Origin of the sequence: Nisaea acidiphila (genome assembly GCF_024662015.1) — a bacterium.
GTDB lineage: Bacteria > Pseudomonadota > Alphaproteobacteria > Thalassobaculales > Thalassobaculaceae > Nisaea > Nisaea acidiphila.
On the sequence record NZ_CP102480.1, the window covers coordinates 141,242 to 156,447 of the forward strand.

Below are 15,206 nucleotides of genomic sequence, written 5' to 3' on the forward strand. Positions count from 1 at the left end.
CCAACTCAGGCGGCGAGAGCCGCCAGAAGCAGAAGCGCCACGATATTGGCGATCTTGATCATCGGGTTCACCGCCGGGCCGGCCGTGTCCTTGTAGGGATCTCCGACCGTATCGCCGGTCACCGCAGCCTTGTGGGCTTCGGAGCCCTTGCCGCCATGGTTGCCGTCCTCGATATACTTCTTCGCATTGTCCCAGGCGCCGCCGCCGGCGGTCATGGAAATCGCGACGAAGATACCCGTGACGATGGTGCCGAGCAGCATCGCGCCGACCGCGGTGAAGCCCGCGCCCTGCCCGCCGATCAGGCTGATCACGAAATAGACCACGATCGGAGCCAGCACCGGCAGCATCGACGGCACGATCATTTCCTTGATCGCCGCCTTGGTCAGCATGTCGACCGCACGGCCGTACTCCGGCTTCTCTGTCCCTTCCATGATGCCGGGACGCTCACGGAACTGCCGCCGCACTTCCTCGACGACCGCGCCGCCGGCCCGGCCCACGGCCTGCATGCCGAGCGCGCCGAAGAGATAGGGCAGAAGCCCCCCGATGAAGAGGCCGACCACCACGTAAGGATTCTGCAGCTCGAACTTGACGTTCAGCTCAGGGAAGTAGTGGGTCAGATCTTCGGTGAAGGCCGCGAACAGCACCAGCGCCGCGAGACCGGCGGAGCCGATCGCGTAGCCCTTGGTCACCGCCTTGGTGGTGTTGCCGACCGCATCCAGCGCATCCGTGGTCTCGCGCACCGCTTCCGGCAATTCCGCCATCTCGGCGATGCCGCCCGCATTGTCAGTGACCGGGCCATAGGCATCCAGAGCCACGACCATGCCGGCCAGCGCCAGCATCGTCGTCGCCGCGATTCCGATGCCGAACACACCTGCAAGCAGATAGGCGCCGATGATGCCTCCGGAGATGATCAGCGCCGGCAGCGCCGTTGCCTCCATGGACACCGCGAGCCCCTGGATCACGTTGGTACCGTGGCCGGTCTCGGACGACTTGGCGATGGAGCGCACCGGCCGGAACTCGGTCGACGTATAGTACTCGGTCACCCAGACGATCAGCCCGGTCACGACAAGCCCAACGAGAGCGCAGCCGAAGAGCGACGTTCCCGTCACCTCGAGGCCGTTCTTCATGGCCATGACCGTGTCCCAACCGATCGCCTGGCTGACGACACCTCCGATCAGGACAGCCGAAAGCACGGCACTGACAATGAAGCCCTTGTAGAGCGCTTTCATGATCTTCTTGTCCGGTCCAAGCCGCACGAAGAAGGCACCCACGACCGACGCCAGGATGCAGACGGCGCCGATCAGCAGCGGGAAGGTCAACATCAGGGCCGCCGCCTCTCCGGTGAAGAAGATGGCCGCCAGAAGCATGGTTGCCACCACGGTCACGGCATAGGTTTCGAAGAGATCCGCCGCCATCCCCGCGCAATCGCCGACATTGTCGCCGACATTGTCCGCGATAACGGCCGGATTGCGGGGGTCGTCTTCCGGAATTCCGGCCTCGACCTTGCCGACGAGGTCGGCACCGACATCGGCACCCTTTGTGAAAATACCGCCGCCGAGACGGGCAAAAATGGAGATTAGCGAGGCGCCGAAGCTGAGGGCGACGAGCGCTTCAAGCACGTGTCGCATACCGGCTTCGGTACCGGCGTCATACATGCCGATCAGAATGGCGTAGTAACCGGCAACCCCAAGCAGCCCGAGACCAACCACCAGCATCCCGGTGATCGCACCGGATTTGAACGCGATATCGAGCGCCGGAACCATGCCGACGGTCGCCGCCTGCGTGGTGCGGACATTGGCCCGCACGGAAACGTGCATGCCGATATACCCGGCGACGCCAGAAAGGACGGCGCCGATCACAAAGCCGATTGCAACGGTCATCCCGAGCGTAAAGCCGAGAATCACCGCGACGACGACGCCGACGATACCGATTGTCGTGTACTGGCGGTTCAGGTACGCCGCTGCGCCTTCCTGAACCGCGCCTGCAATTTCCTGCATCCGCGCGGACCCGGCATCGGCGGCGAGCACCGACCGTATGGCCCAAAGTCCGTAGAGCAAGGCCGCCACCCCGCAGAGGATGACGAAAGCCAAAGTTCCGCTCATATCCGAAACCCTTCTTTTCTCTTGTGCACGTTTCCTCGCCTCAGGGTCCGGTCTTTGCGCCGGACTCCATCTGGCATTTCAAATCGAAGGGTGAAATTAGCAGATAGCGAAAAGAATTCTTGCCGGTCTCCGCCCCACCACTCCAAGTGGGGAAAAACCTAGCAAAAATTCAGGTCGTGTAAAGCGTATCTAACTGAATCCGCAATTACATTTACGGTCTTTACGCAGCCTTGCGCTGTTGCCAAAGGGCAATCGCAATAACTGAACCGGCCAAGGCGAGGAGCGGCAATACGCCATAATTGACCGCGTTCCACCCAAAGCTGTTCAGGAGCGCTCCGGAGGCGAACGAAGACACGGTAACCGTACCGAATACGAGGAAATCGTTCAGTCCCTGCACCTTGGCGCGTTCGTCCGGCGAGTGGCATTCGGCAAGCAGCGAGGTACCGCCGACGAACATGAAATTCCATCCAACGCCCAGCAGAACGAGCCCCAGCCAGAATCGCTCGATCTCAAGCCCGCTGATATTCACCAGCGCCGCGCCCACAAGAATGATCGCACCGACCAACATGACCTGACGCACCCCGAATCGCTGAATGAGCGACCCGGTAATAAAGGACGGCGCGTACATCGCCAGCACATGCCACTGGATGACAAAAGCCGCATCCCGGAACTCGTACCCGCAGCCGACAATGGCGAGCGGGGTCGCGGTCATCACGAAACTCATGACGCCATAACCGATCATCGCGCCGACAGCCGCGACCACAAAGGTCGGCTGACGGACGATCTCCGAGAGTGGACGGATGTCCGGGCTTTCTGACGTATGGCGGACCGGCGGAATATCCACGAAATAGAGAAAGGCGAACGAGATCGCCTGAACGCAAGCGACAGCAATGAAGCAGCCGGCGTAAGTGATCGGCTCGAAGAGGTCGTAGGACCATTTGGAGAGTTCCGGACCGACGATGGCCGCGAAGACGCCGCCCGCGAGAACAAGTGAGATCGCCCTACTTCGGAACGCGGCGCTCGCCGTGTCCGCAGCGGCATGCCGATAGAAGATCGCGAACCCCTGGAAACAGCCGATCAGCATCGATCCGGCAGCGAAGATCAGGAAGCTGCGCTCGAATATCCCGTGAAAGGCGGCGAGCGCGCCGACGATACCGATACTTACGCCCACGGCGAACCCAGCCCGGCGCCCGATCCGCTTCATCAGGAAGGATGCCGGAAGGGTCGTCAGCATCGTCGCGGTGAACTGCAACGCCAGCGGCACAGTCGACCAGGCCGGATCGGAGGCCAGTTGCTGGCCGACCAGTGCGGTCACCGTCATATTGACCGACATCCCGGTCATCGCCAGCGCCTGACAGATCGCCAGAAGGATGACATTACGGACCGTCGGGTCGCGGCCTTCGAGGGTGGTGCTGGTCATGAATTTTCACGGGTCTGCCGATTGGAGGCCGTTCTGGTAGCACGCCTACCGGTAGCCTGCCAGTTCCCCGGGTGGACGCAGTGCAGGTCAGCCCTGCAGCGGCCTCTCGAACACGTTCTGGAACAGCAGGTCGACGATCACGCCCTCGCCAACGATTTCCTCGGTTTTCGCCAGAAGACGCTGCTTCAGAAAGGCCAGATCTTTGATGCCGGGCTTGATATCGAGCGAGGAAAGCGCATGCACATATTTGAGATAGGCATCAATGATCCGAACCTTGTCCCGGTTCACAAGCTCGAAATTTGGCCCCGGCTCGACTTCAATAAATATATGGAGAACCAGGAAACGGTCGACCTGGCCATCCTTGAAGATCGGGATACTGAGCGGCTCCAGGTCGACCAGCTGGGTGACTGAGGGCCGTTCCTTGACCGCCTTCTCCTCTTCCGGCGGAACTTCCTGCCCGAGCATTTCCAAGACCATCGGGGGAAGCAGGCCGGGCGCAAACATGGAGACGCCGAAGACCCCGCCTCCGGCGAGCGCGATCAGGATAACGAGGATGATGACGATCTTCATGGCTTCATTTAACCCGCGGACTAGGCGTGGGTATAGCCCCGGCGCTCGATAGCGACCTCGTTTCCGACCTCATCGACCACATAGACACCGCGCCCGGGCAGGATCTTGCCGATCCGGCAGATCGGCACGCCGGCCTCCTCGGCCCGCTCCAAAACCGCTTCTCTGGCCTCCTTGGGAGCGGTGAAGAGCAGTTCATAGTCGTCCCCGGAGGCAATCAGATTGACCGGCTCGGACTTTCCGGAGCGAACCAGCGCCGCGGCCGCCGCCGAGACCGGCACCCGTGGCAGCGCGATATTGGCCGCGACCCCGGATGCTTTTGCTATATGCCCCAGGTCCTGGACAAGTCCGTCGGAGACGTCGAGCGCTGCGCTCGCAACACGGAGCAACGCTCGGCCCAGCATCGGCCGCGGTTCCGGGAGCTGATAGCGGTCGACCAGATAACCGCGATCCGGCCCCTCAATATCGGCGATCTCGCTTCTCAGAACCGCCAAGCCAAGCCCGGAATCGCCGATCGTCCCGGAAACGAAGATATCGTCCCCGGCCCGAGCGCCGCTGCGCAGCAGGGCCCGGTCTTCCGGAATCCAGCCGAAAGCGGTAACGGAGATCGTCAGCGGGCCCGGCGTTGAGACGCTGTCTCCGCCAAGCAATCGGATGCCGAAAGTGAGGTGGTCACTCCTCTGGCCGGACGCGAAAGCCTCCAGCCAGGCTTCCGCATTTTCCATTCCGGACGGAAGCGCGAGCGTGATCGTATAACCGTAGGGATCCGCGCCCATCGCGGCGAGATCCGAAATGTTGACCCTGAGCGCTTTCCGCGCCACGCGGTCCGCCGGGTCGCTCTCAAGAAAGTGGACGCCGGCGACGAGGGCATCCGCGGTAACCGCCATCCGCATCCCCGGGGGTGGGGAAACGATCGCCGCATCGTCGGCAAGACCCAACGCATCGCTCTGCCCCGCTACCAGCGGAGAGAAATAGTGTGCGATCCGCTCGAACTCGCCGAGCTTCTTCATCAATCAGGCGTCCTCGGCGCCGGAGTCCACGGCTCCGGACCGATCGTCCCGCACGGTACGCGCAATGCGATCGAGAACGCCGTTGATGAAACCGGGCTCCTTCTCGGCGAAGAAAGCATGAGCCACATCGACATATTCCGAGATCACGACCGCCGCCGGGACGTCTCCATGCGACAACAGCTCGTGCGCGCCGCTTTGCAGGATATTCCGGACAATCGTCTCGAGCCGGTCGAGAGACCAATCCTCCGTCAGCGCGCCTTCGATAAGCCGGTCAACGGTCTCGAGGTCGGACGCAACGCCCGCCGCCAATCTCTCATAGAAGACAGGATCTGCCGGGCCGAAACTCTCATCCTCCGCCCCGCCGTCGAGGCGCAATTCCTTGAACTCGGAGATGACCCTCGGCGCCGGCGTGCCGGTGATCGCCATCTGATAGAGCGTCTGAACCGCCGCCAGCCGTGCAGCGGTCCTGCGCTTACGGTCCGCAGCCTTCTCGGAGGACTTGCTCATATGACGCTCACTCGATTCCGAAATCGCGTTTGATCGCGGCCATCGCCAGCGCCGCGTTCGCCGCGTCACGGCCTTTATTCTTCTGCTCGACAGACGCACGGGCCCAAGCCTGCTCACGGTTCTCGACCGTCAGAATGCCGTTTCCGATTGCCAGGCCTTCCCAAAGCGCAAGATCCTGCAGCCCGCGGGCACTTTCTCCGCAGACATAGTCATAATGCGTTGTCTCGCCACGTATCACGCAACCGAGTGCGACGTAGCCGTCGAACTCCGGCCCGCTTGTGCGCTGCGAAGCGAAGGAGATCGCCGCCGGAATTTCAAGAGCCCCCGGGACCTCGATCCGCTCGATCTCGGCGCCTGCCGCCTCAAGCGTAGCCGTGGCACCTTTAACCAACTCGTCCGCGATGTCCTCGTAGAACCGCGCTTCAACAATCAGAATGCGGCTCATCAGTCCGCTCCTCCGTCTTCAGTTTGAACACCGCGCCGCTCGACCATTGTGAGGCCGTAGCCGTCCAGGCCGACGATCGTGCGGTCGTGATTGCTGAGCAGGACCATCTCACTGACACCGAGGTCGAGCAGAATCTGCGCCCCGACGCCATAATCCCTGAGCTCGTTCTCGCTGCGCTTTCCATCGGCCTCGGCGCGCAATTTGCGGCGTACCCGGTCGGAAAGCGCCGTCGCGGACGGCTCGCGGATCAGAACGACAACGCCCCGGCCCTCCTCGCCGATCTGCCGCATCGCGGCCTGCAGCTCGCCTCCGGCGCGGGAGCCGGTGCGATCGCCGAGAACATCTTCCATAATGCTGAGCGCATGCATCCGGACCAGCACCGGGTCATCGGTCGTGATGTCGCCCTTCACCAGCGCGACATGTTCGGCGTAGGTGATCTTGTTTACATAGACGATCATCCGCCAATCGCCGCCGAAGCTGCTGTCGAGCGTGGTCTCGACGGAGCGCTGGACGACGGACTCGGTCCGCCGGCGATATTCGATCAGGTCGGCGATGGTTGCGACCTTGAGGCCGTGATATTGCGCGAACTGCACGAGATCCGGCAGGCGCGCCATGGTGCCATCGTCATTCATGATCTCGCAGATCACGCCGGACGGATTCATCCCGGCCATACGGGCGATATCGACGACCGCCTCGGTATGACCTGCGCGCACCAGGGTCCCGCCGTCGCGCGCCATAAGCGGAAAGACATGGCCGGGCGTCACGATTTCGTCGCGCCCCGCCTTCGGATCGATCGCGACCTGGATCGTCCGCGCGCGGTCATGGGCGGAGATCCCGGTCGTTACCCCTTCTCGCGCCTCGATAGAAACGGTGAAGGCGGTCTCGTGCCGCGTTCCGTTATTGGCCGACATTAGCGGCAGGCCGAGCTTCTCGATCCGCTCTCGCTCCATCGAGAGGCAGATCAGACCTCGGCCGTGCTTTGCCATGAAGTTGATCACTTCCGGCGTCGCCATCTGCGCCGGAATGCAGAGGTCGCCCTCGTTCTCCCGGTCCTCGTCGTCGACAAGGATGAACATGCGGCCCTGGCGCGCCTCCTCGACCACTTCCTCTATGGAGGAAAGCGCGGTGCGGTAGAGATCGCCGAGCGGTTCAGCCGTTTCGGTCATTCAGCGGTATCCCGGACATCGATGAGGCGCGCAACATAGCGGGCAAGCATGTCGACTTCCATGTTCAATTGATCGCCGGGCTTGCGGTCGCTCAGCGTTGTCTCGTTCCAGGTATGCTGGATGATATTCACGCCGAAGGTCGTGACCGAAACTTCGTTCACCGTCAGGGAGATACCGTCCAGTGCCACGGATCCTTTCTGAGCGACGAAAGCTGCCAACTCCGGCGTGGGACGCAAGGTCAGCCGATGGCTATCGCCCTCCGAGATAATCGAAACGATCTCCGCCGGGCCGTCGACATGGCCGCTGACGATATGTCCGCCGAGTTCGTCGCCGACCTTCAGCGCGCGCTCAAGGTTGATTCGCGTTCCTTCTTGCCAGGATGAGAGGTTGGTCTTGGACAGCGTTTCGGCGGAGACATCTGCGGCAAACCAGTCCTCACCCTTGTCGACAACTGTCAGACAGCAGCCGGAACAGGCGATGGAGGCGCCTATCGCGACATCCGCCATATCGAATCCGGCCGATACGGTCATGCGCGTATCGCCGGTTTTCTCGATACGGCCAACCGTACCGATATGTGTGATAATTCCCGTGAACATTGGCGTAACCTATTTTCGGGGGCGGTAGGTTTCTACCAGATCTTCGCCCACATTTCTGACATCACGCCGTTCGAAACGCGGCATGAATTCGAGCAACTCAAGGCCGAGATCGCGTACAGCGCCGATCCCGTCCGCACCTATGATGGCCGGCGCACGGAACCAGACGAGTTCGTCCACCAGTTCGCGGCGCAGGAAGGTCGTCGCAAGTTCCCCGCCGGATTCGATCATCAGACGGGTCACCCCGCGCTCCGCCAAGGCGGCGAGAATGGCATCCAGATCGAGGCGATTCTCGGTAACCGGCATGTCGCCGACTATCTCCACACCCCCGGCGTGCAGCGCGGCCGCGTTAGGACTGTCCGCCGACACGGCTGTAAAAACGACAGTCGGAACCTCGCGTGCCGTCTCCGCCACGATCTGGTCCGGCGTCAGCCGCAATCCGCCATCAAGAATCACCCGAAGCGGCGACCGGTCGAAAAGCCCCGGCAGCCGGCAGGTCAGAGCCGGGTCGTCGGCCAGCACGGTCCCGATGCCTGTCATGATGGCGTCGTGCGTCGCGCGGATCTGGTGTGAAACCGCCCGGGCACCCGCTCCAGTGATCCACTGGCTCCGCCCGTTCGAGAGCGCCACCTTGCCATCCAGCGAAGAAGCCAGCTTCAGTGTGACAGCGGGACGGTTCCTGCGGATCCGGGAAAGAAAGCCGATATTCAGGTCTTCGGCCTCCTTTTCGAGCACGCCGGCGGCTATATCGATCCCCGCTTCTGACAACTTTGTATGACCGGCGCCGTCGACGCGCGGATCCGGGTCCCGCAAAGCATAAACGACCCTCGCCACTCCCGCGGCGATCAGAGCGTCCGTGCAGGGCGGCGAGGCTCCGTGATGCGCACAGGGTTCGAGCGATACATAGACCGTCGCCCCTCGTGACAATTCTCCGGCGTCCTTGAGAGCGACAGGCTCGGCATGGGGGCGGCCGCCAGGCTGGGTCCAGCCTCTCCCGACAATCACACCGTCATTGACGATGACGCAGCCGACCGCCGGATTGGGGGCGACGCGCCCTAGCCCCCGGCGCGCGAGCGCCAGGGCGTGTTGCATAAAGAAAGTATCAGACTGCATCTTGCTCACTATCCGCTTCCCCGTCTCAGCCGGGATAAGCATTCATGTGCCCTGTCCTGCAGTCTCCCGGCGGACGGATCGCTCAGTCGTCGCCGTCGTGGCTGATTTCCTCGACGAATTCCTCGAAATCCTTGGCTTCTCGGAAATTCTTATAGACCGACGCGAAGCGCACATAGGCCACCTGGTCGAGGTTAGCCAGCGACTCCATCACCATCTGCCCGATCACGTCGGACGGGATCTCCGCCTCGCCCATGCTTTCCAGGCGGCGCACGATGCTTGTCACCATCCGCTCGACCCGCTCTGGATCGACCGGACGCTTGCGCATGGCGATCTGGATCGAACGCACCAGCTTGTCGCGATCGAAGGGGGCCCTCTTACCGGTTTTCTTCACCACGGTCAGCTCTCGCAGCTGAACGCGCTCGAACGTCGTGAAACGGGCGCCGCAGGCCGGGCAGAACCGCCGCCGCCGAATGGCCGCATGGTCTTCCGTCGGACGGGAATCCTTCACCTGGGTATCGGTGTGGCCGCAGAACGGACAGCGCATCTTTATCCCCCTTCATTCAATCTCGCTTGGGCGGCCTCCCCAGCCGCCCGTCCGGCTCAGTAGATCGGGAACCGGTCGCAAAGCACGCCGACTTGGGCGCGCACCTTGTCTTCGGTCAGTGAACTCTCGTCCGGGTTCTGGGCCACGGCGTCGAGAACGTCGCCGATCAGATTGCCGATCTCCTGAAACTCGGCAACCCCGAAGCCCCGGGTTGTGCCGGCTGGAGTGCCGAGACGCACACCGGACGTCACCATCGGTTTTTCCGGATCGAACGGAACACCGTTCTTGTTGCAGGTAATCCCGGCCCGCTCCAGTGCTTGTTCGGCAACGTTGCCGGTAAGCCCCTTCGGGCGCAGATCGACGAGCACGACATGGGTATCGGTTCCGCCGGAAACGATGTCGAGACCGCGGCCCTTCAACACTTCACAAAGAGCCTTCGCATTCTCAACCACCTGCCGGGAATAGCTCTTGAACTCGGGCGTCAGTGCTTCGTCGAAGGAAACCGCTTTGGCGGCGATCACGTGCATCAACGGACCGCCCTGCAGGCCCGGGAAGACCGCGGAATTGATCTTCTTTCCGAGATCGGGATCATTCGAAAGGATCATCCCGCCGCGCGGACCGCGCAGGGTCTTGTGCGTCGTCGTGGTGACAACATGGGCATGCGGCAGCGGGCTCGGATGGGCACCGCCGGCGACAAGCCCCGCGAAATGCGCCATATCGACATGGAAATAGGCGCCAACGGAGTCCGCGATCTCGCGGAATTTCGCGAAATCGATCTCACGCGGATAGGCCGAGCCGCCGGCGATGATCAGCTTCGGCTGATGCTCCTCCGCGAGCGCGCGAACCTGATCGAAATCGATCTGCGCATCTTCCTTGCGGACACCATACTGCACGGCCTTGAACCATTTACCGGAGAGGTTCGGCGGCGCGCCGTGAGTCAGGTGACCGCCCGCGGCAAGAGACAGCCCCATCACGGTCTCTCCCGGCTTAACGAGAGCCAACATGACTGCCTGGTTCGCTTGTGCGCCCGAATGCGGCTGGACGTTGGCGAAAGAGCAGTCGAACAGCTTGCAGGCCCGTTCTATGGCGAGCGCTTCCGCCTTGTCGACAAATTCGCATCCGCCGTAATAACGCCGTCCCGGGTAGCCTTCGGCATATTTGTTCGTCAACACCGAGCCCTGAGCCTCGAGAACCGCGCGGGAGACGATATTCTCGGAAGCGATCAGTTCGATCTGATCCTTCTGGCGCGTCAGCTCCTCGGAAATAGCGCCGAACAACTCCGGGTCGCGCTCAGCCAGCGGCGTGGCGAAAAACGGGTTGTCGGTGGTGGTCGTCTCAAAAGCGGACATGTCTGCTCCAGTTCGGGTCCCGCGGGTGCGATGGGCCTACTCGGTCCGCCGCCGCGGTGCAAGCTCAAGGGTTACGTGCTCTCGGCAAATCCGAGTTTGTCGACGCGACGTTGATGCCGCCCGCCTTCGAAATCTGTTGCGAGAAAGACATCTACGCAGTCTTTCGCGACTTCTTCACCGATCAGCCTCGCACCGAGCGCGAGAACGTTCGCATCGTTGTGCTGGCGACAAAGCCGAGCCGAGGTAATGTCATGGCAGAGGGCCGCGCGAACCCAGTCATGCCGGTTCGCCGCGATACTGATTCCGATCCCGCTGCCGCAGACCACGATGCCCCTATTGCTCTTGCCTTCTTTAAGGGCTTTCGCGACGGCCGCGCCGAAATCCGGATAGTCTACCGAGTCCGCACCATGCGTCCCGACATCAAAAACTTCCCATCCCTTATCTTTGAGATAGGCGACCAATACTTGTTTCAGCGAATATCCGGCGTGATCGGATCCGATCACGATTACGTTACCTGTCATGCTCTGTCCGGTTCGGCGGTGCGGGTTACAGCAAGCCCACTATATACGCCACCCTGACTCCCTCGCGCCACTATTTCCGCGATGCCCCCGTCCACAGCGTACGCGTGGAGCCAATCGTGCCTGCTAGAGTATTCACCGCCTTATTTTGACCGCAAGTTCCAGATAACTTATCGATCACAGAAATTTCGGGATTTTTGAGATTCGATACCAGCATATGAAAAACGGAAACGTGTTTATTTCTTGACAACTATTTTGCCGAGGACAATGTTCCGGGCTTGAGATCATCTTTCTACAGTGCAATACCGGATCGGAAAAATGACCGACGAAACCCGCGAAGAAAATCTGGACTCCTCTGAACTACTGCGCATGACGACCGATGTCGTTTCTGCCTATCTCGGTAATAACACCGTGGCGGCGTCGCAGATTTCAGAGGTTATCAGCACCGTCCACGAAGCCCTGACGCGCCTCAATACTGAAGTGAGCGAGCCCGAAGCGGAGCCGGCGAAACCTGCTGTTCCGATCCGCCGCTCGATTACGCCGGAATACATCGTGTGTCTGGAAGACGGCAAGCGCCTGAAAATGCTGAAGCGCCATCTCCGGACGACCTACAACATGACGCCGGAAGAGTACCGTGCGAAGTGGGGCCTCCCGGCCGACTATCCGATGGTCGCCCCCAACTACGCCGCACAGCGTTCCGAGTTTGCCAAAAAGATCGGCCTCGGCCGAAATGCCGTGAAGCGCGGCGGCCGCAAGCGCAAGGCAAGCTAAGTCGCGAGCAACCCAAGATCAAAACGCCGGGCAGGAAATCTTCCCGGCGTTTTTTTATTCTCTGAGCTAGACCAGCTTTCCGCGCCCGGCCGGTTTCCCGGGAGCGTTCTTCTCCAGAACATATTTCAGTTTGCGCATGACCGTCTGGCGCAGGATGGCTTCGCCGCTCGCCGGGTTCCCGACAATCGACACCTCCGTCATCGTCGCCGGATCGAAAGCGCTGACCTTCACATAGCTGCCGGACGGCAGAAACTCGATAATCACGCTGCGTTCGTTGAGTTTTCGCGCCATCGACCGAACCCGCCGCCTGTCCCCCAGGACGACGGGGAAGAACGGCATCAATGCTCCAACGGAAATTTGAAGCTACATTGCTTCGGCGTATATACCTCATCCATCGAATACAGCAACTTCTGGAGCCGCCCAATGTCCGTCCAATCCGCAGTCGACTCCGCCAAGGCGGCAAGCGCTTCCCGGCCGCAGTTCGACTGGGAAGACCCTCTCCTCATCGAACAGGAACTGACAGAAGAAGAGCGCATGATCCGCGACGCGGCGCGCGCCTATTGTCAGGATCAGCTGATGCCGCGTGTACAGGAGGCCTTCCGAGACGAAGTGTTTCACCGCGAGATCATGAACGAGATGGGCGAGCTCGGTTTCCTCGGCTGCACCATCGACGGCTATGGCTGCGCCGGCGTGAACCACGTTTGTTATGGCCTGATCGCCCGCGAGGTTGAGCGGGTCGATAGCGGCTATCGCTCCGCGATGAGCGTGCAGTCGAGCCTCGTCATGCATCCGATCTATGCCTATGGCAGCGAAGAGCAGAAGCAGAAGTACCTGCCGAAGCTCGCGACCGGCGAATGGGTCGGCTGTTTCGGCCTGACCGAGCCGGACCACGGCTCCGATCCGGGCAGCATGGTCACCCGTGCGAAGAGCGTCCAGGGCGGCTATCTGCTCAAAGGCGCCAAGATGTGGATCACCAACTCGCCGATCGCCGACGTTTTCGTCGTCTGGGCGAAGACCGATGACGGCCAGATCCGCGGCTTCATTCTCGAGAAAGGCATGAAAGGCCTTTCCGCTCCTAAGATCGAGGGCAAGTTCTCGCTCCGCGCCTCGATCACCGGCGAAATCGTCATGGACGATGTCGAGATCCCGGAAGAGAACATGCTGCCGAACGTCGCAGGGCTCAAAGGTCCGTTCGGTTGCCTGAACAAGGCCCGTTTCGGCATCTCCTGGGGGGCTATCGGCGCCGCCGAGTTCTGCTGGCACCAGGCCCGTCAGTACACCCTCGACCGCAAGCAGTTCGGGCGTCCGCTTGCCGCCAACCAGCTGATCCAGAAGAAACTGGCCGACATGCAGACCGAGATCACCCTTGGTCTCCACGGCAGTCTGCGCCTCGGCCGGATGATGGACGAAGGCACCTGTGCGCCGGAATCGATTTCCCTGATGAAGCGGAACAACTGCGGCAAGTCTCTCGACATCGCCCGCGTCGCCCGCGACATGCATGGCGGCAACGGCGTCTCGGACGAGTATCATGTGATCCGTCACGTCGTGAATCTGGAAGCGGTGAACACCTACGAGGGCACGCACGACGTGCATGCGCTGATCCTCGGCCGCTCCCAGACCGGCCTTCAGGCTTTTACAGGCGCCTGATCGGCACGCGGCAAGTAGCCTTCCTATCGAATACGGCGGCGCTCTTCGGGCGCCGCCGTTTCTATTTCTTCATCTTGGCGCAGGCCGCGGCGATGGCCGCCATCTGCGGATCGGTCAGCGGCTGGCCGTTATATTCGAGCTTCCCGGAACCGATGTCGTATTTCACCGTGCCCACGCCCGCTTCCGCGGACATGCCGGCGGGTAGCGTGAAGAGGTCCGCCAGTTCGAGGGTCAGGGGAATAGTAATCGTCTTCGGTGTCTCGATGATGACCGACCCCGGAAGATCTGCGCCCTTGACCGGGTTCCCTCTTGCATCGACCCCCGGCTTGTAATCGACATCACCCGACGCCTGATAGGCGACGACCCGGCGGCAGTCCCGTTTCGACACGGTGATACCTTCGGGCTCATCGCCAGCACCGAGCGCGTCTGTCACAGGCAAAGCCAGCAATACGGCCAGCGCTACAGCCTTTGGAAACTTCAACTTTTTGAGAAAACACATTTCCTGTCTCCAACCGGCCTGCATGCGTTCATTGATAACAAAAATCGCATGAGAATCGTTATCATTTAACCCCGGTGTAAAAAAAGGGATGACGCCCCCGACAACATGTCATATGGTCGCATTCTAATAATAACAAACAAGTCCGAGCCGCGAATTTGGCCCGAGTTTAGGGAGGAAGCGAACCCCGCGCTTACCCGCGCAGGGGTCGAACCATCAAAAAAAAGCGCTCGGCAAGGTCCAACCGGATCTTGCCGTTTTTCTTTGGATCGACGCTTCTCTCACCAGTCCTTGATGGCATCCCGAAACGAGAACAGATCGGCTCCGATTACGTAGTCGACCAAAAGCGTTCCGACTAAGGCCGCAATCGTCGCACCGACCGCCTTTTTCCAGAGATGCGGACGCCTCGGCGCACTGGCCGCATGCCCCTCTTCCGCTTCCTCTGGAACGCGCACGCCGATTGGCAGCGCCATGAGAAAAAACCACCACCAGAGCAACAGAAAGACGACGACTACGGAAACCGGGTCCTGCATGCCGTTCTACTCAGGCCTGCTCAAGTTCGACGAGCGTGCCGGCGAAATCCTTCGGATGGAGGAACAGCACCGGTTTTCCATGCGCGCCGATCTTCGGCTCGCCATCACCAAGCACCCGCGCACCTTCAGATTTCAACCGGTCGCGTGCCGCGAGGATATCCTCGACCTCGTAACAGACGTGGTGCATGCCGCCGGACGGGTTCTTCTCGAAAAAGGATGCGATCGGCGATGCCTCCCCGAATGGATGCAGGAGCTCGATCTTGGTGTTCGGAAGTTCGACGAATACAACGGTGACACCGTGCTCTGGCAGATCTTCGGGAGCGCTCACCGTGGCCCCCAAAGCACCGCGATAGGTGGCGCATGCCGCCTCCAAGTCCGGAACCGCGATCGCGACATGGTTCAGGCGACCGATCATCCTATCCTCC

The 15,206-nt window shown here is 61.3% G+C and carries 19 protein-coding genes; 3 read left to right on the plus strand and 16 right to left on the minus strand.

Going from position 1 to position 15,206, the window contains the following annotated elements; translation table 11 throughout:
- Positions 1-5: 5 nt before the first annotated feature.
- From NUH88_RS00685 to ribB, 7 genes are all read right to left on the minus strand, one after another.
- On the minus strand, positions 6-2,102 hold the full coding sequence (locus NUH88_RS00685; protein WP_257769331.1) for a sodium-translocating pyrophosphatase: 2,097 nt from the start codon (positions 2,100-2,102) through the stop codon (positions 6-8).
- A gap of 220 nt (positions 2,103-2,322) precedes the next feature.
- A complete protein-coding gene (locus NUH88_RS00690) occupies positions 2,323-3,522 on the minus strand; it encodes an MFS transporter (RefSeq protein ID WP_257769333.1) in 1,200 nt (399 codons plus the stop codon).
- A gap of 87 nt (positions 3,523-3,609) precedes the next feature.
- Positions 3,610-4,092: a hypothetical protein gene (locus NUH88_RS00695; RefSeq protein ID WP_257769335.1), complete on the minus strand. Its 483-nt coding sequence runs from the start codon at positions 4,090-4,092 to the stop codon at positions 3,610-3,612.
- Positions 4,093-4,112: 20 nt separating this feature from the next.
- Positions 4,113-5,099 carry a thiamine-phosphate kinase gene (gene thiL / locus NUH88_RS00700; RefSeq protein WP_257769337.1) on the minus strand — a complete coding sequence of 329 codons (987 nt, stop codon included), beginning with the start codon at positions 5,097-5,099 and terminating at the stop codon, positions 4,113-4,115.
- Between the two features lie 3 nt (positions 5,100-5,102).
- On the minus strand, positions 5,103-5,606 hold the full coding sequence (nusB, locus tag NUH88_RS00705; RefSeq protein WP_257769339.1) for a transcription antitermination factor NusB: 504 nt from the start codon (positions 5,604-5,606) through the stop codon (positions 5,103-5,105).
- A 7-nt stretch (positions 5,607-5,613) separates the two neighbouring features.
- Positions 5,614-6,051: a 6,7-dimethyl-8-ribityllumazine synthase gene (locus tag NUH88_RS00710; RefSeq protein ID WP_257769340.1), complete on the minus strand. Its 438-nt coding sequence runs from the start codon at positions 6,049-6,051 to the stop codon at positions 5,614-5,616.
- Entirely contained in the window at positions 6,051-7,127 is a 1,077-nt protein-coding gene (gene ribB / locus NUH88_RS00715) for a 3,4-dihydroxy-2-butanone-4-phosphate synthase (RefSeq protein WP_372743535.1), read from the minus strand. Before ribB ends, NUH88_RS00710 begins: the two co-directional genes overlap by 1 nt.
- On the opposite strand from ribB, the gene NUH88_RS22275 reads away from it, so the two are divergent.
- Positions 7,026-7,256, plus strand: a complete 231-nt coding sequence (locus NUH88_RS22275) for a hypothetical protein (RefSeq protein WP_372743536.1) — start codon at positions 7,026-7,028, stop codon at positions 7,254-7,256. The two genes, ribB and NUH88_RS22275, sit on opposite strands and share 102 nt — an antisense overlap.
- On the opposite strand, the gene NUH88_RS00720 is transcribed toward NUH88_RS22275, so the two are convergent.
- From NUH88_RS00720 to rpiB, 5 genes are all read right to left on the minus strand, one after another.
- Complete coding sequence (locus NUH88_RS00720) at positions 7,214-7,813, minus strand: riboflavin synthase (RefSeq protein ID WP_257769344.1); 600 nt, start codon at positions 7,811-7,813, stop codon at positions 7,214-7,216. The genes NUH88_RS22275 and NUH88_RS00720 overlap by 43 nt on opposite strands.
- Before the next feature lie 9 nt (positions 7,814-7,822).
- Positions 7,823-8,923, minus strand: coding sequence for a bifunctional diaminohydroxyphosphoribosylaminopyrimidine deaminase/5-amino-6-(5-phosphoribosylamino)uracil reductase RibD (gene ribD / locus NUH88_RS00725; protein WP_257769345.1), 1,101 nt, complete (start codon positions 8,921-8,923; stop codon positions 7,823-7,825).
- Between the two features lie 82 nt (positions 8,924-9,005).
- Positions 9,006-9,467: a transcriptional regulator NrdR gene (gene nrdR, locus NUH88_RS00730; RefSeq protein ID WP_257769346.1), complete on the minus strand. Its 462-nt coding sequence runs from the start codon at positions 9,465-9,467 to the stop codon at positions 9,006-9,008.
- A gap of 56 nt (positions 9,468-9,523) precedes the next feature.
- A complete protein-coding gene (gene glyA, locus NUH88_RS00735) occupies positions 9,524-10,816 on the minus strand; it encodes a serine hydroxymethyltransferase (RefSeq protein WP_257769347.1) in 1,293 nt (430 codons plus the stop codon).
- 71 nt (positions 10,817-10,887) lie between these two features.
- Positions 10,888-11,337 (minus strand): ribose 5-phosphate isomerase B, encoded by a 450-nt coding sequence (gene rpiB, locus NUH88_RS00740; RefSeq protein ID WP_257769348.1) that lies wholly within the window; start codon positions 11,335-11,337, stop codon positions 10,888-10,890.
- Positions 11,338-11,652: 315 nt separating this feature from the next.
- On the opposite strand from rpiB, the gene NUH88_RS00745 reads away from it, so the two are divergent.
- Entirely contained in the window at positions 11,653-12,105 is a 453-nt protein-coding gene (locus tag NUH88_RS00745) for a Ros/MucR family transcriptional regulator (RefSeq protein WP_257769349.1), read from the plus strand.
- 66 nt (positions 12,106-12,171) lie between these two features.
- Here the strand turns inward: NUH88_RS00745 and NUH88_RS00750 are convergent, their stop codons facing one another.
- Positions 12,172-12,396, minus strand: coding sequence for a DUF6898 family protein (locus tag NUH88_RS00750; protein WP_257769350.1), 225 nt, complete (start codon positions 12,394-12,396; stop codon positions 12,172-12,174).
- A gap of 132 nt (positions 12,397-12,528) precedes the next feature.
- On the opposite strand from NUH88_RS00750, the gene NUH88_RS00755 reads away from it, so the two are divergent.
- On the plus strand, positions 12,529-13,752 hold the full coding sequence (locus tag NUH88_RS00755) for an acyl-CoA dehydrogenase (protein WP_257769351.1): 1,224 nt from the start codon (positions 12,529-12,531) through the stop codon (positions 13,750-13,752).
- A gap of 61 nt (positions 13,753-13,813) precedes the next feature.
- On the opposite strand, the gene NUH88_RS00760 is transcribed toward NUH88_RS00755, so the two are convergent.
- The 3 genes from NUH88_RS00760 to mce all read right to left on the minus strand — a co-directional run bounded on the left by NUH88_RS00760 (position 13,814) and on the right by mce (position 15,196).
- The gene (locus tag NUH88_RS00760; protein ID WP_257769352.1) at positions 13,814-14,251 is read right to left on the minus strand and encodes a hypothetical protein; all 438 of its coding nucleotides are present in this window, start codon (positions 14,249-14,251) and stop codon (positions 13,814-13,816) included.
- Positions 14,252-14,529: 278 nt separating this feature from the next.
- On the minus strand, positions 14,530-14,781 hold the full coding sequence (locus tag NUH88_RS00765; protein ID WP_257769353.1) for a DUF1467 family protein: 252 nt from the start codon (positions 14,779-14,781) through the stop codon (positions 14,530-14,532).
- A gap of 10 nt (positions 14,782-14,791) precedes the next feature.
- A complete protein-coding gene (gene mce / locus NUH88_RS00770; RefSeq protein ID WP_257769354.1) occupies positions 14,792-15,196 on the minus strand; it encodes a methylmalonyl-CoA epimerase in 405 nt (134 codons plus the stop codon).
- Between the last annotated feature and the right edge of the window lie 10 nt (positions 15,197-15,206).